The organism is Paenibacillus sp. NMA1017 (assembly GCF_058895805.1).
Window position 1 is genome coordinate 138,295 of the sequence record NZ_JBZXYR010000011.1, and the last position, 22,969, is coordinate 161,263.

The window sequence follows — 22,969 nt, forward strand, 5'->3', positions numbered from 1 at the left end:
ACTGACCTAAGTAGTAATCTATATCGGACTTAAACAGCCGCGGTTTCGGATCTTCAACCAGAAAGGCTCCATTATTACTGATTCTCTGAACATGAATCTTGAAAAACCGCAAATCGAAATGATGAACTATATTGTCAAGGAACATGAGGATTTTTGCGGTACTCGTTCGGGGTCACCCCGGTTAATTTTTTGAACACGCTTGTGAAATAGCTTTGGTCGTTAAATTGAAGCATCATAGAGATCTCAGTGATCGTTCGGTCCGATTGTACCAGCATTTTTTTGGCTTCATTAATTTTTTCTCTCTGAATGTATAGACCAAGAGGGAGACCTGTTTCTTTCTTGAACATCTGCGAAAGGTAAACCGGATGCAGCCGGACGGTCTGAGCGAGTGAATGGTTGGAAATAGGTTCGAAAATATGGTTGAAAATGTAGTTCCTACAAATGGAGACGGCTTTGCTCTGCTCATTTTGCTTCTGGGTGTGCACACGATCGGTCAAATCAAGCAAGTACTTATTCATGTAATAATAGATCCTTTGCGTCTCGTGGGTATCTTCGATTGTTTGAATAATCGTGTCGGCCATCGTATAAGCGATTTCTGGGTAAAGTCCGCCTGCCATCGCAGCCCGGATGGCGAGCGCGATTGTAACGATTGCCTGATTTTTGAGATGCCGCATCTGGCTGTTTCTCGAGAGCAATCCCACTCCTTCGAGCTTAATATACTTGAACAACTCGGCCAACTTGTCTCGATTCCCCTCTTGAATGCACTGCCAAATTTGCTGTTCATCTTGGTGGTTCATGTGAAAATCAACTTCGAACCTCCGTTGCTGCAAATGTTCTTCAATAACGTTGTTCAGATCACGAGAGTGGTTCGTACCGTCGGCGAAAGCAAGCTCCTCAACCTTTTTCTCGAACAATAAATAGGCAGCAAGTTGTCCGATGTTAAGCCATTCGGCCAGATTGAGCCGGGTCAATTTATCATAGTAAGCTCGCAAGGTTGTGTGGACTTTCAGCGAAATTCGGTGATCGAGGAGAAGCCCCCGAATAACTTCTTCGGAAACAGTAGTCGCCAATGTCGGACCGACAATCAGACTCCCCGTTCTCTTTCCATTTTCGCCTGTATGAAGCAAAAGAACGTTCTCGAGGAACTCGGTTACTTTTAATATTGGGTAATGGAGTGCTGGGTTGTTCTCGTCAAATAGCTTGGAGATGAAGGCTTCGACAGTCGAGTAAACCGGATTAATCTGATCATGAAATCCATATTTTGCAACGATTACCTGCGAGGCATCCACATACGCTACGGGGACTTTGTAGGCATCGTAGAGGAGTTTGGTTACATATTCAATATTCATGGGAGGAGTCATTCGATCACCACCAGCCTTTTGTCCAATTGATTGTATCCTTATTGATATTTTACATGACTTTATTGAAATATTGATAAAAATCTTTAAATTCTTTTATTTTTTTTACGGAGAAACGTTTAAAATCATTAATGAAAGCGTTAACAAAATTTGTGAGGTTAGCTGCGCTCTGCAGTTTCTTTTGAACAGACTATCGTCATTCTCAATACAGGCTATCCGATAGACATGACTTGGATGAAGAAATTCAATATTAAGGGGGTTCTTTACTGCGGTTTACCAGGAATGCTGGGCGGACAGGCTCTTGTGGAAATTCTCAATGGAAGTGTCAATCCATCAGCCAAGCTGTCAGATTCGTGGAATTATGATTACTATGATCATCCAGCAAGCTGTAACTTTTATAATGCAGTTGAAGGAAAGCCGCTACTCGACGGTAACTCTCCTGTTTTTATGAATACGGTCTATGAGGAGGATATATATGTTGGCTATCGCTATTTTGAGACGTTCAATAAAGAGGTGGCTTATCCTTTCGGGTTTGGTTTAAGTTACACGACCTTTTCTATAACAAAACAGGAATTCCATCACGGTGACGAGGGTACACAAATAACTTTACAAATTAAAAATACCGGAAAAGTTGCTGGCAAGGAAGTCGTTCAAATATATGTCCAAGAACCGGATGGAAAGCTGGAAAAGGCAGCTCGCAAACTGGTAGCATTCACGAAATCCGAAATGTTGGAACCTGGGGAAAAGCAGATCATTGAACTTGTTGTAACAAACGACAGATATACTTCCTATGACTCAAGCGTGGCTTCATGGATCATGGAGAAAGGGCAATATGTACTATGGTTTGGCAACTCCGTAAAAAATTTGGAGTCTGCCGGAAAATTTGAGATAGTCGAAAATATTTTAATCAAAAAGGTTGTCAACCGGATGGTTCCGAATGTTGGAATACGCACTCTTTCCAAATTCGAATCAGAAGAAACATGGCCTACAGGCGACTTTTCTGGCGTACCGAAGACAGAAGAACAAAAGATTCATCGAAAAGAGTATAAGCCTAAGGCCAGTGAAATTTCACCGCTCCAAGCAGATTCTCCAGACAAGCTTATTGAATTTACTGAGGTTATTGATCAACCAGAGCTACTAAACAGTTTTGTTAAGCAGCTATCGATTGAAGAACTGGCAAGATTGTCCGTTTGCGGATCCAGCGGATGGGGCATGCATGAGAAAGGAGAGGCGGGAAGAGTATTCTCGTTGGACAAATATAGAATCCCGCCTTTCGTTGTTGCAGATGGTAACAGTGGGGTGAACGTCAAAAAACCTAATATAGGTATGCCATCTAGTAATGTCGTTTGTTCCACCTGGAACACGTTGTTGTCCTACAAAGTTGCAACAGTCATTGCAGAAGAGGCCAAAGAGAACGAGCTCCAAATGATTCTGGCTCCAGGCATGAACATTCATCGTAATCCGCTTAATGGACGGCATCCCGAGTATTTCTCTGAAGATCCATTTCTTACGGGCATAATGTCAGGTTATTTCAGTAAAGGTCTTGAAGATCACGGTATCTCAAGTTGTCTAAAGCACGTTGCAGCGAATAACTGTGAAACGGTACGTAAACGCAATAACAGCGTTGTAACAGAGCGGGCACTTCGGGAAATTTATTTAAAAGCTTTTGAAGTGGCCATACAGGTCCATCAGCCGGATTCCATCATGACGGGTTATAACGCAATAAATGGTATTTTCACAGCTGAGCACGAGGAAATGATTCAAGGTGTATTTCGTGAAGAATTTGGCTTTGATGGATTTGTAATGACGGACTGGGGCTCATATGACACCATCGATATCATGAAAGCTGTCCAGGCAGGAAACTGTTGGATTACACCAGGTACAAATGATGACACTTTTGTGAAGCCAATCATTGAGGGAGTAAGTGAAGGGAAAATTAACCGCAGCAGATTAGAAAAGAACGTATGGTATCTTTTGAAAGTTATACTAAAAAGAGCGGATAAATAATCGTTAAACAACAATATAAGGTATTAGCGTTCATTTGTAAAAACACCAAAAAGAGTCAGCTCTGAAATCAAAAGAATGATTAAATGCATCTGTTCATCTACCTGAATCGTACAACAGTACCTAGGAAGGACACAATTCATATGGCACGCGAATTAAGTACCAAACAATTAATTGGAGATGCAGCAGGTCAGGCCAGTATAAATATTGCCCAATGTATGATGGGGTTATGTTTGTACTATTACACTGACATTGTGGGGCTAAATGCTGGAATAATAGGAACGATTCTATTGTGCACTAAACTACTCGATGCAGCTGCTGATATTGGCATGGGTGTTCTTATAGACCGAACGCGTTCCAAACATGGTCAGGCGCGTCCATGGTTGTTGCGGGTGACCATTCCAATGTTTCTATTGACCATGCTTACATTCTCTGTGCCTGATCTGTCTGATGGAGCAAAAATAACTTATGCGGTTATCACGAATATCTTGTTCTATTTTTGTGTAATAACACCGTCCGTAATTCCTTATCAAAGTATGATGGCGTTAACAACCAAAAGTCAGGATGATCGTTCATTAATGTCTATTCTGCGATCATCATTTGGCATGATAACCGGTGCTGCTGTAACCATTGGTTTTATCCCGCTTGTAAATGCGATTGGAGGGGGTCAGTCAGAATGGACCCTGTTAGCTGGCATCATGGGTGCAATATCAGCACTAGGCATGTTTATTGCTTTTCGCAGCACAAAAGAGAAATATAGTACGGAGGCACTGAAAGAGTCCGGGGAACTAAAAAAGACATTGAAATTAGGGGCATCTTTCAAACTACTATTAACAAACAAATATTGGCTGATAATATTCTTTGTAAATACGTTATCTGCCGTACTGTTCGCTTTAACAGGTTCAGCAGGTACGTATTATGCAAAATATATCTGGGGTAATGTCAATCTAATTGGAGTCATGGGTGCAATAGTTTTTATCCCTACGTTGCTCGTTTTTGCTATTATCGGCCCTGTTATTAAACGGTTTGGCCAACGTAATACGGCTATAGCGGGATTAATTGTGGGAGTATTGGGTTCACTATTCAGATTGACCGATCCATCAAGTGTTGTCATAGGACTAATTGGGTCTGCTTTACAAAATATCGGCTCAGTCCCTCTACTGATTGTTATGGTCCCTCTCTTAACAAATACAATTGAATACGGGGAATGGAAGAGCGGACAACGTATAGTAGGTTTGACAAATAGTGTAAATTCCTTCGGAGCTAAGGTCGGAACGGCTTTTGGAACGGCACTTATCGGATGGATGCTAGCTTGGGGGAAATACCAGGTAGGTGCTGCAACACAAGGAGCTTCGGCGAAATTTATGATCCTTTCCATGAATATATATTTGCCTATGATTATTTATATATTGATTGCTGTTCTACTGTATTTTTATTCTCTGGAAAAGCAGTATATAGGTATACTGAATGATTTGCAAAAAAGAAGGGGGGAGACCCCGGGGATTGATTCCAATTTATAAGTTTGTAATTCGTATTGTATGCACAATGCTAGTATTCGAAACCAAGAGAAGGAATAGTGAAACTGACATGTTTAGTGATCGTAACGATCCTAGCATCAGCACATACGAAAATAGATTAGGGAGTGTTTTGTTATGAAATATATTTGCAATCCCATTAACATGGAGTACAAGTATCAATTTATTGAAGAAAACGGCAAGCAGAGCGTTAATCGGGAAGCTGCAGATCCGTCGATGATTTATTTTAAGGGAATTTACTACATTTTCCCTTCTATGACTGCAGGGTTCCTCGCAAGTGACAATCTTGCAGATTGGGAGTTTCACTCGCTTAAAAATCTACCCATCTACGATTATGCTCCCGATGTTCGGATAATTGGGGAATACATGGTCTTCTCCGCCTCGAAAGCGGTACTCAACTGTTCCTTCTACCGGACGAAAGATCCGATTAATGGAATTTTCGAGGAGATTGAAGGGAGTTTCCCGTTCTGGGATCCCAATTTATTTGAGGATGATGACGGAAGAGTATATTTTTATTGGGGATGCTCCAATGATAAACCTATCTACGGAGTAGAGTTAAACCCTGAGAGTTTGAGAACGATATCGGAGACGGTAGAGTTAATCTTTAGTGATACTTCCGTTAAGGGGTACGAGAGAAGCGGCGAGAACCATATCCAACCGCGAACACTGGAACAGATTGAAGATATGGTTCAAGAATATGCGAGCCAAATCCCGAATGCGACCGATGAGATTTTGAATAGTTTAAGAACTGTATTCGGTAATACCCCTTTCCTCGAAGGTGCATGGATGGATAAACATAACGGCAAATACTATCTTCAGTATTCCAGTCCTGGTACGCAGTATAATGTATACTCTGACGGAGTTTATGTATCTGATAATCCTTTGGGACCCTTTGAATTGGCTAAGAACAACCCATACTCTTATAAACCGGGGGGATTCATCTCAGGTGCTGGGCACGGATCGACTATGGAGGATCGACATGGAAATTTATGGCACACCTCCACTATGGCTATTAGTGTCAATCATCAGTTTGAACGGCGTTTGGGAATTTGGCCAGCCGGATTTGACTCAGAAGGAGAACTATTCTGTAATCAACGCTATGGTGACTGGCCAATGAAGATTGAACAGGCAAAAATAAATCCATGGAGCAATCCGAACTGGATGCTTCTTTCCTATAGTAAACCAGCCATCGCATCCTCTTATGAAGAAGGTAAGGAAGCATCGAAGGCGACCGATGAGAACGTCTGTACGTGGTGGAGAGCATCATATAATGTATCTGGAGAATGGCTTCAAGTTGATCTTTTGCACCCGTGCGACGTGCGAGCGATTCAAGTGAATTTTGCAGATGATGCCCTAGCTGTTCCTCTTCCTGAAGGAGTAGAATACCAAGAAGTTAATATAACGCGACGATACATCGATGAGCGACAACACTATACCAGATGGATTTTGGAAGGATCGTTAGATGGGGAAGAGTATTTCATAATCGAGGACAAGTCAAGTGCGTCTACAGATTTACCGCACGATCTTATTGTTAGGGAAGACGGGATTAAAACACGGTATATCCGGTGTACGATAAAAGAACTTCCTCACCACCAAAAGGCGTGCATATCTGGTCTTCGAGTATTCGGAATAGGTGAAGGTGATCTCCCTGAGAAGGCGTCTGGAATCCAGACCGAGTTAGTCAGTGATCTCGACCTTATTGTCACATGGGATCAAAGTGATGTCGTAGGATACAACGTCCTTTGGGGATTCTCTCCTGATAAGCTATATCACAGCTATATGGTTTTTGGTGACAATACGGTCAAGATTGGTGCTTTAATTAAAGGTCAGTCGCTGTATGTTAGGGTTGATTCATTTAATGAAAAGGGAATCACAGAAGGTGAAGTTTATATAGTTAGAAAATAATAATCCGTGTTTGTGCAGAGCGGTCTCGATGATGATGTAAATCGTCTCAAAAAAGAAGGTGAGAGAACGCAGAGAAGATTGATTCCAACTTATAGAAAAGAGGATGAGTATATATGATCGGCACATGGCATTTCCTGCTTCAAACCTCCCAAATCAATCTGAAAATGCAGTTTATCATTGATAAGAAAGACGATTATACAATGACTATTGTTGTGGAGCCCTTTCCACTTCCGATAGACATTTCATCGTTAACCGTGGAAGGCAATGTCCTGTGCGCCAGAGGAACATCGCCGCTTTTACCAACTGACCCTATTGAAATTGACTTAACTTTTGAGGACGAAGCATTCGATGGCAGAATCAAACTCCCTTATCAGGAAGCATTCATTGTAAAGGGTTCACGCGGATCTGGACCTTCTATTGAAGATTACTTAATTACAAAGCTTGCTCCATATCGGAAGCAGGATGTGAAACAGTGGGATGATCAAGAGATAAATAAAGCTGTCGAGGAACTGCTAGGCAAGTTGTCCGTTACTGAAAAGATCGGTCAGATGAGTCAGTGTCTGGCTTCGAATTTCTCATTTGGAAATGATGTCTCATCTGATCCGCCGGAGAAATTAGTGGCAGAAGGCCGTGCAGGGTCAATCTTGGGGGCCTTTGACAGCCATCGGGTATTTGAACTGCAAAAAATAGCCGTAGAGCAGTCCGCGCATGGCATTCCATTGCTGTTTAATGGCGACATTATACACGGATTCCAAACGATATTTCCGGTGCCGCTTGCCTGGTCCTGCAGTTGGGATATGGAGGCCATCAGGAAAGCATGTGCTATTGCGGCCAAAGAAGCCAGTGCTGCTGGGATAACGTATAACCATGGACCTATGGTTGATGTTACAAGGGACCCCAGATGGGGCCGGGTCGTCGAAGGTGCGGGAGAGGATCCTTACTTGGGAAGTGAAATCGCCAAGGCTCAAGTGCAGGGATTTCAAGGGGAAAGTCTGTTTAACCGCGAAACGCTCATCGCCTGCTTGAAGCATTTCATTGCTTATGGTGCACCTGAAGGCGGGCGGGATTATAATACTGTAGATATTTCGGAGGGCACCTTGCGAAATGTTTATTTGCCCCCATTCCAGGCGGGCATTGAAGCTGGAGCAGGCTCTGTAATGAATTCGTTTAATATCTATCAAGGAGTTCCAGTCGCTGGAAATCGATCTCTGCTTAACGATTTGCTTCGGGGGGAACTGGGCTTCGAGGGGATTGTAATATCTGATTATGGCTCCATTGACGAAATTGTTGTTCATGGGAATGCAAAGGATATTAAAGAAGCGGCAAAAAAAGCGCTTGATGCAACATTGGATATCGAAATGGTAACCCGCTCCTACGATCTCTTGCAGGACATGATCCATGAAGGTCTCGTCGAAGAAAAACAACTAGACGATGCCGTGCGAAGAATTCTGAAATATAAATACAAAATCGGAATAATGGACGATCCATTCCGTTATATCCGGCCGGAGAAGGAAAAAGAGTTTAATTTCCACCCAGCGCATTTGGAAGCAAGCCGGGAACTTGCACAGAAGTCGATTGTACTGCTAAAAAATAATGGTGTTCTTCCTATCGAAAATAAAGATCAGAAGGTAGCTGTAATTGGTCCTTTTGCCAATAACAAGGATTTACTCGGACCATGGCAGTTCTCCCGTTACAGTAATGAAACAGTTACCCTTCTACAGGGACTGGAGGCACAAGGGATTTCGGCGGAGCAACTCCTCTTCGAAGAAGGATGCCGAGTAGAAGAGGATATAGACGGGGGACTGCAGCGGGCTGTTGCGGCTGCGGAGAAAGCGGATATTGTTATTCTCGCACTCGGTGAGAGCAGCGAAATGTCTGGAGAGGCCGCATCCCGAATGGATATTACTTTACCGGTGATTCAGCAGAAGCTAGCTGAAGCTATTGCTGGTGTAGGTAAGCCAACCGTACTGGTTCTGACAAATGGGCGGCCGCTTGTTTTGGGAGGAATAGAAGATCAGGTTGATGCGATTGTAGAGACATGGTTCCTTGGATCTCAAGCCGGTTATGCCATCGCCGATGTCCTCTGCGGTGATTATAATCCTTCCGGCAAGCTGACGATGAGCTTTCCAGCTCAAGTAGGACAAGTACCCGTATACTACAATTACTTTAATACAGGGAGACCTGTAACAGCAGAGAGCAGTAAGCAACAAAAGTTTTTATCCAAATATATTGATGGTGATAATGCTCCTTTGTATCCCTTTGGTTATGGTTTAAGTTATACAACGTTCGAATACTCTGAAGTTCGATTGTCACAAACTCGGATGTCTGCTTCGGAGTCCATCTTTGCAAGCGTGACAGTGACCAATACAGGCGCTGCATCGGGCGAAGAAACCGTCCAAATGTATATCCAGGACCTTTATGGCAGTGTGGTCCGTCCTGTAAAGGAACTCAAAGGGTTTCATAAGGTGACCTTAGCTGCTGGTGAAACTAAAGATATCAGCTTTGAAATTACCGAGGCAGATTTGGCTTACTGGAATGCAGAAATGAAGTATGGCGCAGAGCCAGGGGATTTCAAGGTCTACATTGGAACGAATAGCCGCGACGTGAAGGAAGCTGGTTTTGAGCTTCTTCCTTAAATTATATAGTGATATATATAAGGAAATGATTATGGTGGATCTAAGGCCTTGAGCCTGAAGGTGTGGATGCTGGATGACAATCTATTCTTCGGCGGTCCATGAAATCATCCTATACAACGTTTAATATGTTATTGATAGAATGAATAACCCAACAAATGAAACATCAAAATCCAAGAAATTAGTAAGGAGACATTAGAATGATTTATAAGGATGCCAGTAAGTCTATTCAAGAAAGAGTCGAAGATTTACTTGGAAAAATGACATTGAAAGAAAAAGTCGCCCAGTTATATTGTGCAACGGTAGCAGGAGGCGATGACAGCTTCAACAATATAAAAGATAATCTGAAAGATGGAATCGGCACTTTAAGTTGTTTAAATAGTTCTTTAACAGGTGACAACATAAAAGATATGAATACCTTGAAAAGGATACAGAAATATCTTGTGGAAGAAACAAGATTAGGTATTCCCGTGCTCATTCATAATGAGGGAATAGCCGGGGCACAAATACCGGGTGCGACGACTTTTCCGCAATCCCTTAATGTTGCTTCGACATGGGAGCCGGAATTGGCTCGTAAAATGGGGGAAGCAGTAAAAAAACAATTAGTGGCCTATGGCTTTAGAGCGGTGCATTCACCTCTTTTTGACTTGGGGAGAGATCCACGGTGGGGAAGAATTGGTGAAACTTACGGAGAAGATCCTTATTTAGTCGCCCAAATGGGTATGGCTTATGTCAATGGGATACAAGGCAATAATGAGTTAATGGCTACAGCTAAACACTTCGTCGGTTATGGAAATGCCGAAGGAGGAAGAAATGGCGGGGAACAGCAAATAGCTGAGAGAAATCTGTTGGATACCTATTGTTTCCCATTTGAAGCCGCGATTCATGAGTCGAAGGTAATGGGTGTGATGAACAGTTATGGTATTTTGAATGAACAGGCGGTATCGACATCGAAGTGGCTCCTTACAGATCTTCTAAGGAATAAATTAGGATTTAATGGACTGGTAGTGGCGGATTATGGGAGTATAAACCATGCATATGCTCGATATCGGGTGGCAAAAGACCAGAAAGAGACTGCAATTTTGGCACTTCAAGCTGGCATTGATGTAGAGCAGCCTAATAATTCATGCTTTAAGTTTTTAGTAGAAGCAGTGGAGTCAGGAGAAATTGAAGAGTCATTTATAGATCGTTCTGTAAGACGGGTTCTTGAAACGAAATTTAAGTTGGGTATATTTGAGAACCCTTATACAGAAGGCGATTTTTTTGAAGAAATAAGCAGAAGTGAGTACGAAGAATTGTCTCAGGAAATTGCTGAGAAATCTATTGTTATGGTGAAAAATGAAAAGAACATTCTGCCGTTAAAAAAGAAGCTTAAGATAGCAGTAATTGGGCCATCTTCAGACAATAAAACGAATTTCTTTGGCGGCTACTCATCTGTTGGTTCAGTCAGTACTACAACTAGTGACTTTGATAAGTCGGAAGAAGATAACTTTCTAAAAATGGCCTATGCCAGCGCAATCACTGAATATAAAGATTCGTTTAAAGAATATGGAATTATTTTTGATGAACAGCCAACGCCTGAACAAAAAGTAATTATTATAGCGATGTTAAAGGAAAGTTTATCTGGATCAGACAAGAACTATGGAAGTTCTGAAGAATTCGTTGACACATACTATCCAAACTGTAAATCAGTGAAGGAGGTTCTAGAGGGAGAGTACGGAAAAGAAAATATTCTGCATGCAAAGGGCTGTAATATTAAATCTTCAATTGATGGAGGCATCGAAGATGTGAAAGCTGCTGTGCAACAAGCAGATATTGTTATAGCAGTTCTAGGTGGCAAGGAAAGCATGATAGACCCGGAAGCAACTTGTGGAGAAAACAAGGATAACATCAATATTAATCTTGAGAAACCCCAAATAGAAATGATGGAAGAGGTGTTTAAACTTAATAAACCCGTCATCTCCATTATTGTAGATGGCAGACCATTAGCAACACCCCTAATTAGTGAAAAAAGTAGCGCAGTTTTATATTCTTGGCTTCCTGCCCAGTCAGGGGGGAGAGCTATTGTGAATACCCTTTCGGGAAAAAACAATCCAAGTGGAAAGCTTCCGGTAACTATTGTAAAAGAAACGGGCCAAATTCCAATGCATAATAGCCGATTGCCTTTCTACGTGGAAATTAATGACTGGTCTGAATATATCGACAATGACAAGAATACACCGCTTTACCCATTTGGACATGGGCTGAGCTTTACACAATTTAAATATAGCGATTTGCGCATGGATAGTACAGTTCAGCCGGATGGGAAACTGAATGTGAGCTTCAAAATTAAAAATTCAGGGCAATATCGAGGAGAGGAGCTTGTTCAGCTTTATATAAGAGATTGTATCAGCAGTATCGTAAGACCTGTTAAGCAGCTTGTTGGATTTGCTAAAGTAGCCTTGGGAGTAGATGAAATCAAAAAGGTTGATTTTGAAGTGGATATGAGACAACTGGCATTCCACGATCTGCAAATGGAGCAGGTTGTGGAACCAGGGAAAATGGAAGTGTTTATTGGAGCATCCTCCCAGGATATCCGATTACAAGGTGTATTTAACATCATCGGAGAAAAACTTATAGTAGAAAGAAAGGTGTTTTCCTCTAAGACAACGATGACAGCAATTACTGAATAATAGAGAATCTGATTATTTCTTGCCAGCCCCCCAACTTGAACATGTTGGGGGGGTGTGAGTAAGCTGAAATCCCGTTATCCCATATTTATTTTGCGATATATCCGGGTATCGTTTTATGGTCAAGGAACATGTGGATTTTTGCGGTAGTCATTTGGGGTCACCCCGGTGAATTTTTTGAACACGCTTGTGAAATAGCTTTGGTCGTTAAATTGAAGCATCATAGAGATCTCAGTGATTGTCCGGTCCGATTGTATCAGCATTTTTTTAGCCTCTTAAATTTTTTCTCGCTGAATGTATTGACCAAGAGGGAGTCCGGTTTCTTTCTTGAATATCTGCGAAAGGTATACCGGATGCAGCCGGACGGATAGAGCGAGCGAATGGGTGGAAATATGTTCAAAAATGTAGATTTACAGATGGATACAGCTTTGCTCTGCTCATTTTGCTTCTGATTGTGCACACGATCAGTCAAATCAAATAAGTAGTTGTTCATGTAAAAAAAGATCCGTTGCGTCTCGTGGGTATCTTCGATTTTTTTGAATAAACGTATCGGCCATGGTATAAGCGATTTCTTGGTAAAGCCCACCTTCCATCACAGCTCGGATGGCATGGACATGATTATGAAGGAAGTTAAGGCCTTGGGCATGATGGTGCGGGAGCTGGATGACGATTAGTTTCCGACAAGCTATGCAGCCGGACCATAAAATCTAGTGAAAGTGACGGTGACGAATTAATATGATTAGAACATCCTTTAATGCCGACTGGACAGTTGGTCCGAGATCGACATATTTTGCAGAGCTTGCAATGGATAAGACACCTACCAAAGTAGTTACACTGCCCCATGATGCCATGTGGGAGAAGAAGAGATTGAAAGAGGGTAACAGCAATATCGCTTGTTATCCGGAAGGCGAATATGAATACAAGAAGAGTTTCTTAGTTCCCGTCGAGTACCGTAATAAGCGGGTAACGATCGAGTTTGAAGGTGTGTACAATCAGGCGATGGTATACATTAACGGTGATTTTGCTTGCCAGCACCCGTTTGGATACAGCAATTTTTATGTGAAAGCAGACCGCTTCCTCAAGTACGGGGAGGAGAATGAAATTAAGGTCATCGCTATGAATCACAAAGATTCGCGCTGGTACACAGGGGCTGGCATCTATCGCAATACCAAGCTAATTATAGGCAATCTCACACATATCGCACTGGATGGCGTGAAGATTACCACACCTGAGATCCATGATGACCGTGCCGTAGTAACCGTCGCAACCGTGGTCGAAAATGAAAATTTGAACACCGTGACCGCACATGTGTTAACCGAGATTATCGATGCCAATGGCAAAGTGGTCGCCTTCGATCAGGCGCCGGTTACGATCTTTGCGGGAGAGTCGGCAACATTACCACAGCGTATGCTAGTGAAAGCGCCGAAGCTCTGGAGTGTGGAGCAGCCTAATCTATATACATGCAGAACGGTGATTATGGCCGGCGAAGAGTGGTTAGACGAAGAAACGACGACCTTCGGGATTCGATCACTCACGTTGGATACGGAAAAGGGATTGTGCATTAACGGTCAGGTTGTCAAGCTGCGCGGTTCTTGTATTCATCACGACAATGGCGTTATTGGTGCAGTTACCATCGACAGGGCCGAGGAACGGCGAGTTGAAATATTGAAACAAGCAGGTTTCAACGCGCTTCGCAGCTCACATCATCCGATGAGCAAAGCGCTGCTGGATGCGTGCGATCGTCTGGGTATGCTGGTTATGGACGAGAGCTTTGATATGTGGACCACGACCAAATCTGAAAATGATTATGCAATTAATTTCCCTCTCTGGTGGGAAAAAGATATCCAAGCGATGGTCGACAAGGATTATAACCACCCCAGCGTAATCATGTACTCGATTGGCAACGAAATTCCGGAAACCGGAAGCCCGATCGGTTCAATATGGGGGCGTAAGCTGGCAGAAAAAGTACGATCACTAGATTCTACGCGGTTCGTCACGAACTCGGTTAATTTTATGCTTGCCATCATGAGTGATATAGCCAAGTATATGGGGGCGGCGCAGTCCGAGGGCGGCGATACCGGCGGTATTAATACGATGATGAATGATTTAGGGGATTATATGGCGATGATCGTTTCCAGCGATGGATGCACGACGAAAACGGCAGAGTCTTTCGCCTATGTGGATATTGCGGGCTACAATTACGGTGAATCCAGATACCTGATGGATAAAGACCTGTTCCCCAACCGGATTATTGTCGGGAGTGAGACGGTAGCGAGTAAAATTGATAAGAACTGGAAGCTTGTGAAGGAGAATGGCCATCTGATCGGCGACTTTGCCTGGACGGGTTGGGACTATCTGGGGGAAGCCGGTGTCGGAAGAGTCCAATACGATCTGGATGGACCGTCATTCTATATTCAGAGTACGTATCCTTGGATTACAGCCTGGGTCGGTGACATTGATATTACCGGCCATCGGCGACCGGTATCGTATTACCGCGAAATTGTGTTTGGTCTCCGCAAAGAGCCGTATATCGCGGTACAGCGTCCCGAGCATCATTCCAAAAAAGCGACTCTATCGAATTGGGGCTGGAGCGATTCGGTTTCAAGCTGGTCATGGAACGGTTTCGAGAGTCAACCGATCAGAGTGGAAGTATACGCTGACGCCGAAGAAGTCGAACTGTTGGTGAACGGCAAATCAGCTGGGAAAGCCGCGGCAGGCGAAGCAAATCGCTTCAAAGCGGAGTTCGACACGGTGTATGAATCGGGAGAAGTTACGGCTGTGGCTTACAACGGTGGACAAGAATCCGGCCGAATGACACTTTCTTCGGCAAGTGGAGCTGTTGTATTGAATGTAGAGGCTGACCGGACGGAGATTGCAGCATCGGACACTGATCTCGCTTTCGTAATGATCAGCCTAGAAGACGAGCAAGGGAATCTGTATAACAACGAAGACCGTAAAGTCACGGTCAAGGTAGAGGGTCCAGGTCTGCTCCAAGGATTCGGCAGCGGTAAACCTGATTCGGAGGAAGATTTCTTTGATGATGAGCATACCACATTCGACGGTAAGGCATTAGCTGTTGTCCGTCCAACTGGTGTGGGAACGATCACCGTGACGGTCACTGCTGAAGGCTGTACTTCGCAGTCTGTTCGAATCGACGCACGCTAAACACTAACCAGTCATCCTATATAACGATTAAGGGCAGTTCAATCACATTTGATTGAGCTGCCCTGGTTTCAGCAATCGCCGCACGGGACCAAGGCGCCGAGGTGCTTGTACTCGAGAAAACCTCGCAAATCGGGGGAACGAAGGCCTTCTCGGGAGGAATCCCATGGATTGCCATGAACCGCTATATGAAGGAGGGCGGAATCGAGGATTCTCGCGAAGAAGCGCTTTCGTACATTCGCAGATTAACCGGGGGGAGGGAGCCGGATCCAGCTTTACTCGAGGTGTTTATCGACAACGGCCACAAGATGATTGATTATTTGCACGAGCATACACAGCTAAAATTTACTCCACTGCTCACCTATCCTTCTTATTATCATTATCTTGATGGGTCAAAGAGCGGACGTTCGCTAGATTTGCTGCCTTACGATTTGAAGGAACTTGGGGAATGGGGTGAGAGAATTCGCCAAAACCCGATTTTCCCGCCGCTTGCGCTGGAGGAAGGCGGTGCTGCAGGTGGAGTAGACTTCGATAAGATTGCAGAGCGCGTGGAAAACAACATCGTTACAATGGGCCGGGCGTTAATTGCCTAATGGAAATCATGCCGCAGAATTGCCCGTTTCCATAGAGCGGATCTGGTTGTTTGTCAGCAACATGGACAAATGGGCACCACTCGTTCCGGGCTACATTGAGCACAACATCATCAATGAGCGCGAATCGACCTGGTCGTTCAAGGGACGACCTCGGTTTCATGAAGAAAACTGTAAAGCTCAAAATCGATATAACGAACTGGATCGAGCCAACGAAGGTCACCATCAACCTGACCGATCTTTCCGATAATTTTGCGGGAGGCGGCTACTTCGAGGCGGAGGCGCTGGACGACAACCGCACATGCATGATCGGACATCTCGACATTACCGCCAAGGGCGCGATGGGCCCGATGGTCAATTCCATTCTGAAGTCGTTCGTACCGAAGACGGCACAAGAGCTGACGGATGCAGTGGCCAATAAATTCGCCGAGATTCAGAACGTAGAAGCTTTGAGACAACCAATAGGAGGTTATGACAATGGAACGACTAAAAAATAAAGTGGCTATCATAACGGGAAGCGGATCTGGGATAGGCAAAGCGATTGCGCTGACTTACGGACAAGAGGGCGCAAAAGTCGTCATCGCCGATTACGATAAGCAAGGCATGGAGCAGACGGTGGCCGAATTGAAAGAGCTAGGCGTTGAGGCTCTGGGCGTTCAAGTCAACGTAGCTAAGGAAGAGGATATTACGATTATGTTCAGAGAAACGTTGAAAACGTTCGGCACGGTCGATATCCTAGTCAACAACGCAGGGGTGGTCGATCGAATGCAAGCGGCTGAAAATGTGGAGGACGAAGTATGGGAACGCGTTATGGATATTAACGTAACTAGCGTTATGCGCGGAATCCGCAAGGTACTTCCAATTTTCCTGGAGAAAGGGAATGGCACGATTGTTAACATGGCGTCAATCTCCGGCCTGACCGGTGGTCGTGGAGGCTTCGCATACACGGCTTCCAAGCATGCCGTCGTGGGCATGACTAAGAACGTTGCATCGCAATACGGGCCCAAAAATATTAGATGCAACGCAATCGGTCCTGCGTTTATACCTACGCCGCTTACTTTAAATATGTCGAATGTGGACACTTTCGGCTTGGAAGTGGCAACGAGAGGCGGAAATCTGATGCCTAGACCGGGTACTACGCAAGAGATTGCAAATATCGCACTATTTTTGGCCAGCGAAGAAGCCTTCTATGTAAATGGCGTCACGATTGCAGCGGATTTCGGATGGAGCGCTTATTGATCAAAAGGTGATCTGATACTCACTAATATAGAATTGGAAATGTAAGGGAATCGGCCTTAGTCTAGAATGCCAATGGACTATGGCCGCTTCGTTTATAGGGATTAGTACGTAACTTTGTATCCTTTCCACCGTTAAAGTATTGTTAGACTACCTTGAATTACGTGAAATTAATAATTTCAATTCAGACGTCGATATTTAAAGCTTTGCACAGTTCGTTCACTCCATTTATATTTCTAAGAATGGCCATGGTTAAATTCCTCTTCATAATTTAATGTTGGATCATGTTGTCGAGGGACAAGAACATGTTCCTATTTCCGATTAGGCATATATCTAATCGTTATTCCGCCTGTTAATTCATTAAGCTAACGGGCAGGTTAGCGTGGTATATTTAATTAAAAGGTCTAACAAGGAGGCCGCAAATGAATTCGATAACCTCGAAAGAGTTTGAAGCAGTTATTAAACTCCCTGCGAATATTCGATATGAATATTTTATAAAGAAAGTTGCTGATTCAGAAGAAATTTGGGGGTTGTATGATGACGGTTGGGCAATGTCCTCAGATGATAAAGAGAGATTGCTTATTCCATTCTGGCCTAGGAAAGAGTTTGCAGAGTACTGTGCTTATGAAGAGTGGTCAAATTATAAAGCACAGTGTATCTCATTAGACGAGTTCATTAGTGACTGGTTACCCAATATGGTGGAGGATCAGCATAAGCCGTCGATCTTTTGGAACAGAAATGATTCTGCAGTTCTTGAGATTCAAGTGCTACTAAATGATTTAGAGAAGGAACTCGAAAAGTATTGAGCCATCGTTACGCTAACGGGAAACGATAGCTCAATAAACAAGGAAGCAGCTGACCATCTTGATCGGCTGCTTTTGTTCAACTAACGGGTTTTGGTAGGGAACTTCTTAATAGGTCTGAAGTGGGGCTCTTTTTAAATTTTATTTATCATGAAATAAATAAACGGTCTAAAATAGCGACTTCAATGGGAACATGTTCTTGTCCCTCGACATTTGCTTAGATAATCTATACTCACTCTTTACTTTTGTAGAATGACATAAAGTTCCCTACCAGGCTGGAATTTGACATAAAGTTCCCTCCTACCCTGGAGAGAAGGGATTTAAAAGGTCAAATCATTTTTTAATTGTTCATTCGTATACGAAAACAAATCTAAATTAGTTACAGTTAATTGTCCTTTATTGCACACCAGCTTGGAGAATGACATAAAATTGCCTCCCCCCTGTGTATATATATAAAATACTAGTAATTTATTTACCAATTTGACATAGGTAGTGAACCATTTTATGGGTTGTGACACAATATATCTAAGTATAGTAAATCATGTTAGGATAGATTATGGGTAAATTGGTTCGATTAAGGGAATTAGGGGGAGAAAATGGAGATAGATTGGTTTTACATAAAGGAAGAATACGAGAAACTCATTAACCTAGATTCTAACGCGGGTGGGGCCGAGAAAAGGCGGCGGGGATTTGAATTCGAACGCTTACTTAATAAGCTTTTCAACCTTGAACAACTTGAACCACGTACAGGTTACAGACCGATGGGTGAGCAGATTGACGGCTCTATCTATCTCGATGGACGTATATACCTCTTAGAGGCCAAATGGCATGCAAATCCTCTACCAGCATCAACCCTCTATCAGTTCAAGGGCAAGGTCGAAGGTAAGTTGGCAGGTACAATTGGAATTTTTATTTCCATGTCCGGATATGCTGAGGACGCCGTTGATGCACTCGTTTTAGGCAAGACGCTCAACATAATTTTACTCGACCAACGAGACTTGGATGCTGCAATCACTCGTAAAATTGGATTCACAAATATTCTCAAACTCAAGCTTCGTAAGGCAGCTGAGGAAGGTGCTATATATTTCCCTTCTGAAGGCGAAATCATAACCGCCGAAAAGAAGCGCCTTGTAGAGATCGACAATCTTCATTACGACCCTGTAACAGGCGGAGTATTGGCAACGCGCACTGTCGATGCGACTACTGCAGATTTGTTAATTGTGTGCGAAGGTGACACTGATCGCGAGGTAATTGCTATTTTGTCTGAGAGGATTCTAAGTAATGCCGGCTCAAATCGATCCATTAAAATTATCGTTGCTATGGGGAAATTCACAATACCTCGCGTAGCAAACGCTCTCTGGAACACGTATTATTCTGAATCTAAGGTGTTAATAGTAACTGATGGTGACGGAGATCCAGTAAGAACAACAGAGATGTTGGTTAAGGGCCTCGAATTTAATGAGTGGATTTCAGTAATTCCTAATCCGTCAATTGAAGTCTGGCTTGACCTCGATGTTAGCCAGTTAAAAAAAATGGGCTCAAAATACCGCATTGAGCAATCTCGACATGCAGCGAGTAATCTAGACATTGAAGAACTCCATAAGAGAGACGAGCAGTTTACTTTGTTTTATGACGCAATACTTGGAAAATAATAATTTGGTTTTATCCCCTTTTAGTATACAAGAGAAAAAGACATATGATTACGGAGCACGGTATTGCAACGGATCAGGATAAACGTCGTGTAGAATTTTTACACACCAGTCTTAGCAGATTGCATGACTGCCTGGAGGAAGGTATTGATGTCAGGGGATATTTTCACTGGAGCACCTTTGATAATTTTGAGTGGAATGCCGGCTATAGCATGCAATTCGGCTTGATTACTGTTGACCGGACTACGCAGGAACGCATCGTGAAGGAAAATGCGAGAGTGCTGGGGAATATTGCAGAGAAAAATGCGATTGAGTAATCTATAGTAGTTAACTTAGCAATGTGAAAGTGCTCCATTAATAAACCGGCAAAATCACCCTGTTAGCTTAGGCTAACAGGGTGATTTTTATTAACTAACACGAGCATTTGCAGGGAGTTCAAACATATCATCATAGATAGAAAGGCACTCCTTTCTTACATAATATCAATTTACCTAACTAAGCTTTATGGAGGTACAAGAATTGCGTTCTATAAAGGTGGTGTCCACCGTTAACTTTATTTTGAGATGTTCATTATTTTCAGCATTCTCTGTCAGCAGATCAACGGCAAGCGTGGCGATCTTTTCTTTTTCCACGTGGACAGTTGTCAGCTCGGGGGTAACAATTATCGATTCAGTAATGTTGTCAAATCCGATAATGGAACAGTCCTGTGGAACCCGGACGCCCAGTTCGGACATAGTCTTCATGGCACTGATCGCAATATAGTCACACTCGCAGAACCAGACGGTAGGCAATGGAAGTCCGCTGTCCAGGAAAGTGCTAAGCTGTTTTTTAAGGGATTCCTGTGAGCTCAGGATAGTAGGCGCTACAGAGAGCCTGCATCCATCGGCAATGGATTGGTCATGTTCACTTAATGCAGTGAGGAAGCCCCGTTCACGTTCGTCAAAGTTATGAATCCGCACATTTGAAGCCATATATCCAATGGAGGTATGACCCTTCTCTATTAGATATTTACCTGCATGATACCCGCCCATTACATTGTTGATCTGAATGAACGAAACCGGCAGTATTTCAAAACAGGTATCCAGCACGACTACATTGGTCAGCTTCCCGCTGATGCTTGAAATCTGCCCTGCAGTCAGATTGGTCCCAAGGACAATTATACCGTCACTGCGATTATCCCTCGCTAAATTCTGAATCCCCTCATCGAAGTAATCCATATCTATGGTGGAAAAAATAAGCTCGTAATTCTTTTGTTTGCAGCGCTCACCGACAAAGTGGATCAGCTCCTTAAAGAATGGCTGCTGATAGTATTCTTCCAGAACAATTCCAGAGTTCGTAAACACAAGGAACAGCAAAGAATTATAGGGTTTGGAATTTGCCGTGGTCGCCCTGTTCTTGGGTTTATATCCCGATTCACGGGCTACCTGGAGAATACGTTCGCGAGTCTCCGCCCCGATACCAGGTTTTCCGCTAAAGGCCAATGATACAGCTGCTTTGGATACATTAGCCAGTCTGGCGATATCTTCCATTTTCATTTATTTATGCTCCATTCCAATAAAAGTTAAGGTGAATAATACGTTAAGTTTATATTGATTAAGTTAGTTTATCAAGTCAGATAAGGAGAAATAAGTCTATAAAATGAATTTTAGTTATGTTTAGTTAATTGTTAAGTTATATTAACTAAAAATATTGTTGACCTAATTTCTTTTCGATGATAATATTTGAGCAAAGAAAGAGATTTTTATGTTATTAAGTAATACTTAAGTAATTATTGCTTAAAATTTAGTTCATGGGAGAGTTTTGTTAACGAAGAAATTGAAGCTCGGTTACGCGCCGACACGTCGCTTTACGTTTAGTGCTGAGGACGCTTTCAAGTATAAGGTGGAAATACGGAAACAAATCGAAAGCTTCAGGATGGACATTGAAATCGTCGATCTGGAAGGGCTTAACGAAGAAGGTCTGTTGTACGATGACCACATTAATGCAGATCTGATTACGAAGCGCTTCAAGCAGGAGGAAGTAGACGCGGTCTTCTTCCCGCACTGTAATTTCGGCACGGAGGATACGGTAGCAAGGGTGGCTAAGGAATTGGGCAAGCCAACACTGCTCTGGGGTCCGCGCGATGAAGCGCCACTGGCTGACGGCATGCGCTTACGTGATACGCAGTGCGGTATTTTTGCAACAGGAAAGGTTCTCCGTCGGTTCAATGTTCCATTCACCTATGTCACCAACAGCTGGGTAACAGACCCGGTATTCGAGCGCGGGTTCACCAACTTTGTGGCAGCAGCCAATGTAGTACGTCAGTTCAGGAGCTTACGTATTTTGCAGATTGGGCCACGCCCGGCTTCTTTCTGGACCATGATGTGTAATGAAGGTGAACTACTGGAGCGGTTCGGGATTGAGATCCATCCGATTACGCTGGTAGATATCCAGCTGCGCACGAAGAAGATTGCCTCCAGTAACAGTGCAGAGCTGTTAGAGTGCATTGATTATATCAAAGAAAAACTCGATTACACCCTTGTGACAGAAGAGGATGTAAGACGGATTGCAGCATTGAAGGTAGCAATGAAATCTTTCGCCCGGGAGACCGGGAGCAGTGCGATCGCCATTCAATGCTGGTCTTCGCTGCAGGACGCGTTGTCCATCATGCCTTGTCTGGCGAATGCAATCCTCACCGATGAACAAATTCCGGTTACCTGTGAAACGGATTTTCACGGAGCGATTACTTCCATTATGGTTCAGGCTGCTTCGATGAATCAGCATCCGACCTTTTTTGCCGATATTACTGTACGCCATCCTGAGAATGATAACGGGGAGCTGCTCTTCCATTGCGGAAACTTCCCGGTCTCCCTCTCGGTGGAACAGAAGCCGCAGCTTAACAAGCATTTCCTGTTTGATGACCATGCGCCGGGAACCCACGAAGGCCAGATTAGAGGCGGTGATATGACGATTGCCCGCTTCGACGGTGATCACGGTGAATATTCCATGTTCCTCGGCCGTGCCCGCGGCATTGAAGGTCCGTATACCCGCGGCTCCTACGTATGGGTCGAAGTTAATGACTGGCCGCTGTGGGAGGAAAAGCTGGTAAAGGGTCCTTATGTCCACCATTCCGTCGGCATACACGCCAATGTGATTCCGGCTATTTATGAAGCTTGTAATTATATTCCCGGCCTGACGCCTGATCCGGTTGATCCCACTGAGCAGGAAATTCAAAGATGGTTAAGAGGCTCTGATCTTGTCCGTCCGTCACGCTCTAATATTCTCGTTTAGCTTAAAGAATTTGCGAGATTCACAGAACTTAATATTATTTTTTCCGAGGAGGACAAAATGGACATTCGTGAGCTGAAAATTAAAGCTGCCCAAATCCGTATGGATCTACTAACGATTATCAATCACGCAAAGACGGGACATACGGGGGGGGGGGG

General features: G+C 43.6%; 17 protein-coding genes and 1 pseudogene. 15 read left to right on the plus strand and 3 right to left on the minus strand.

The features are described 5' to 3' along the window. Window positions 1-134 precede the first annotated feature (134 nt). Window positions 135-1,361, minus strand: a complete 1,227-nt coding sequence (locus tag AC5ELV_RS21950) for a helix-turn-helix domain-containing protein (RefSeq protein ID WP_493431862.1) — start codon at window positions 1,359-1,361, stop codon at window positions 135-137. Window positions 1,362-1,550: 189 nt separating this feature from the next. Between AC5ELV_RS21950 and AC5ELV_RS21955 the strand changes: the two genes are divergently transcribed. From AC5ELV_RS21955 to AC5ELV_RS21975, 5 genes are all read left to right on the plus strand, one after another. Next, the gene (locus AC5ELV_RS21955) at window positions 1,551-3,365 is read left to right on the plus strand and encodes a glycoside hydrolase family 3 protein (RefSeq protein WP_493431880.1); all 1,815 of its coding nucleotides are present in this window, start codon (window positions 1,551-1,553) and stop codon (window positions 3,363-3,365) included. A gap of 140 nt (window positions 3,366-3,505) precedes the next feature. Further along, window positions 3,506-4,882 carry an MFS transporter gene (locus AC5ELV_RS21960; protein ID WP_493431863.1) on the plus strand — a complete coding sequence of 459 codons (1,377 nt, stop codon included), beginning with the start codon at window positions 3,506-3,508 and terminating at the stop codon, window positions 4,880-4,882. 132 nt (window positions 4,883-5,014) lie between these two features. Beyond that, window positions 5,015-6,802 carry a family 43 glycosylhydrolase gene (locus tag AC5ELV_RS21965; RefSeq protein WP_493431864.1) on the plus strand — a complete coding sequence of 596 codons (1,788 nt, stop codon included), beginning with the start codon at window positions 5,015-5,017 and terminating at the stop codon, window positions 6,800-6,802. Window positions 6,803-6,915: 113 nt separating this feature from the next. Then, window positions 6,916-9,438, plus strand: coding sequence for a beta-glucosidase BglX (gene bglX / locus AC5ELV_RS21970; protein ID WP_493431865.1), 2,523 nt, complete (start codon window positions 6,916-6,918; stop codon window positions 9,436-9,438). A 197-nt stretch (window positions 9,439-9,635) separates the two neighbouring features. Beyond that, a complete protein-coding gene (locus AC5ELV_RS21975) occupies window positions 9,636-12,107 on the plus strand; it encodes a glycoside hydrolase family 3 N-terminal domain-containing protein (protein ID WP_493431866.1) in 2,472 nt (823 codons plus the stop codon). 119 nt (window positions 12,108-12,226) lie between these two features. Here the strand turns inward: AC5ELV_RS21975 and AC5ELV_RS21980 are convergent, their stop codons facing one another. Beyond that, window positions 12,227-12,367 (minus strand): helix-turn-helix domain-containing protein, encoded by a 141-nt coding sequence (locus tag AC5ELV_RS21980; RefSeq protein ID WP_493431867.1) that lies wholly within the window; start codon window positions 12,365-12,367, stop codon window positions 12,227-12,229. 273 nt (window positions 12,368-12,640) lie between these two features. On the opposite strand from AC5ELV_RS21980, the gene AC5ELV_RS21985 reads away from it, so the two are divergent. The 8 genes from AC5ELV_RS21985 to AC5ELV_RS22020 all read left to right on the plus strand — a co-directional run bounded on the left by AC5ELV_RS21985 (window position 12,641) and on the right by AC5ELV_RS22020 (window position 19,861). After that, on the plus strand, window positions 12,641-12,778 hold the full coding sequence (locus AC5ELV_RS21985; RefSeq protein ID WP_493431868.1) for a hypothetical protein: 138 nt from the start codon (window positions 12,641-12,643) through the stop codon (window positions 12,776-12,778). 61 nt (window positions 12,779-12,839) lie between these two features. Further along, window positions 12,840-15,269, plus strand: coding sequence for a glycoside hydrolase family 2 TIM barrel-domain containing protein (locus AC5ELV_RS21990; RefSeq protein WP_493431869.1), 2,430 nt, complete (start codon window positions 12,840-12,842; stop codon window positions 15,267-15,269). Window positions 15,270-15,331: 62 nt separating this feature from the next. Beyond that, window positions 15,332-15,859 (plus strand): FAD-binding protein, encoded by a 528-nt coding sequence (locus AC5ELV_RS21995; RefSeq protein ID WP_493431881.1) that lies wholly within the window; start codon window positions 15,332-15,334, stop codon window positions 15,857-15,859. Window positions 15,860-16,017: 158 nt separating this feature from the next. After that, window positions 16,018-16,353 (plus strand): hypothetical protein, encoded by a 336-nt coding sequence (locus AC5ELV_RS22000; protein WP_493431870.1) that lies wholly within the window; start codon window positions 16,018-16,020, stop codon window positions 16,351-16,353. Continuing rightward, window positions 16,334-17,095, plus strand: a complete 762-nt coding sequence (locus AC5ELV_RS22005; protein WP_493431871.1) for a glucose 1-dehydrogenase — start codon at window positions 16,334-16,336, stop codon at window positions 17,093-17,095. The genes AC5ELV_RS22000 and AC5ELV_RS22005 overlap by 20 nt, the downstream gene beginning before the upstream one ends. 419 nt (window positions 17,096-17,514) lie before the next feature. Next, window positions 17,515-17,898: a DUF2750 domain-containing protein gene (locus AC5ELV_RS22010; protein ID WP_493431872.1), complete on the plus strand. Its 384-nt coding sequence runs from the start codon at window positions 17,515-17,517 to the stop codon at window positions 17,896-17,898. A 593-nt stretch (window positions 17,899-18,491) separates the two neighbouring features. Then, window positions 18,492-19,547 carry a restriction endonuclease gene (locus AC5ELV_RS22015; protein ID WP_493431873.1) on the plus strand — a complete coding sequence of 352 codons (1,056 nt, stop codon included), beginning with the start codon at window positions 18,492-18,494 and terminating at the stop codon, window positions 19,545-19,547. Between the two features lie 2 nt (window positions 19,548-19,549). After that, window positions 19,550-19,861, plus strand: a complete 312-nt coding sequence (locus AC5ELV_RS22020; RefSeq protein WP_493431882.1) for a family 1 glycosylhydrolase — start codon at window positions 19,550-19,552, stop codon at window positions 19,859-19,861. A gap of 174 nt (window positions 19,862-20,035) precedes the next feature. Here the strand turns inward: AC5ELV_RS22020 and AC5ELV_RS22025 are convergent, their stop codons facing one another. Further along, window positions 20,036-21,079: a LacI family DNA-binding transcriptional regulator gene (locus AC5ELV_RS22025; protein WP_493431874.1), complete on the minus strand. Its 1,044-nt coding sequence runs from the start codon at window positions 21,077-21,079 to the stop codon at window positions 20,036-20,038. 265 nt (window positions 21,080-21,344) lie between these two features. On the opposite strand from AC5ELV_RS22025, the gene AC5ELV_RS22030 reads away from it, so the two are divergent. Both AC5ELV_RS22030 and AC5ELV_RS22035 read left to right on the plus strand, forming a co-directional pair. Further along, window positions 21,345-22,814 carry an L-fucose/L-arabinose isomerase family protein gene (locus tag AC5ELV_RS22030; protein WP_493431875.1) on the plus strand — a complete coding sequence of 490 codons (1,470 nt, stop codon included), beginning with the start codon at window positions 21,345-21,347 and terminating at the stop codon, window positions 22,812-22,814. Window positions 22,815-22,871: 57 nt separating this feature from the next. Continuing rightward, window positions 22,872-22,969, plus strand: a pseudogene (locus AC5ELV_RS22035) (transketolase); the annotation flags it as partial.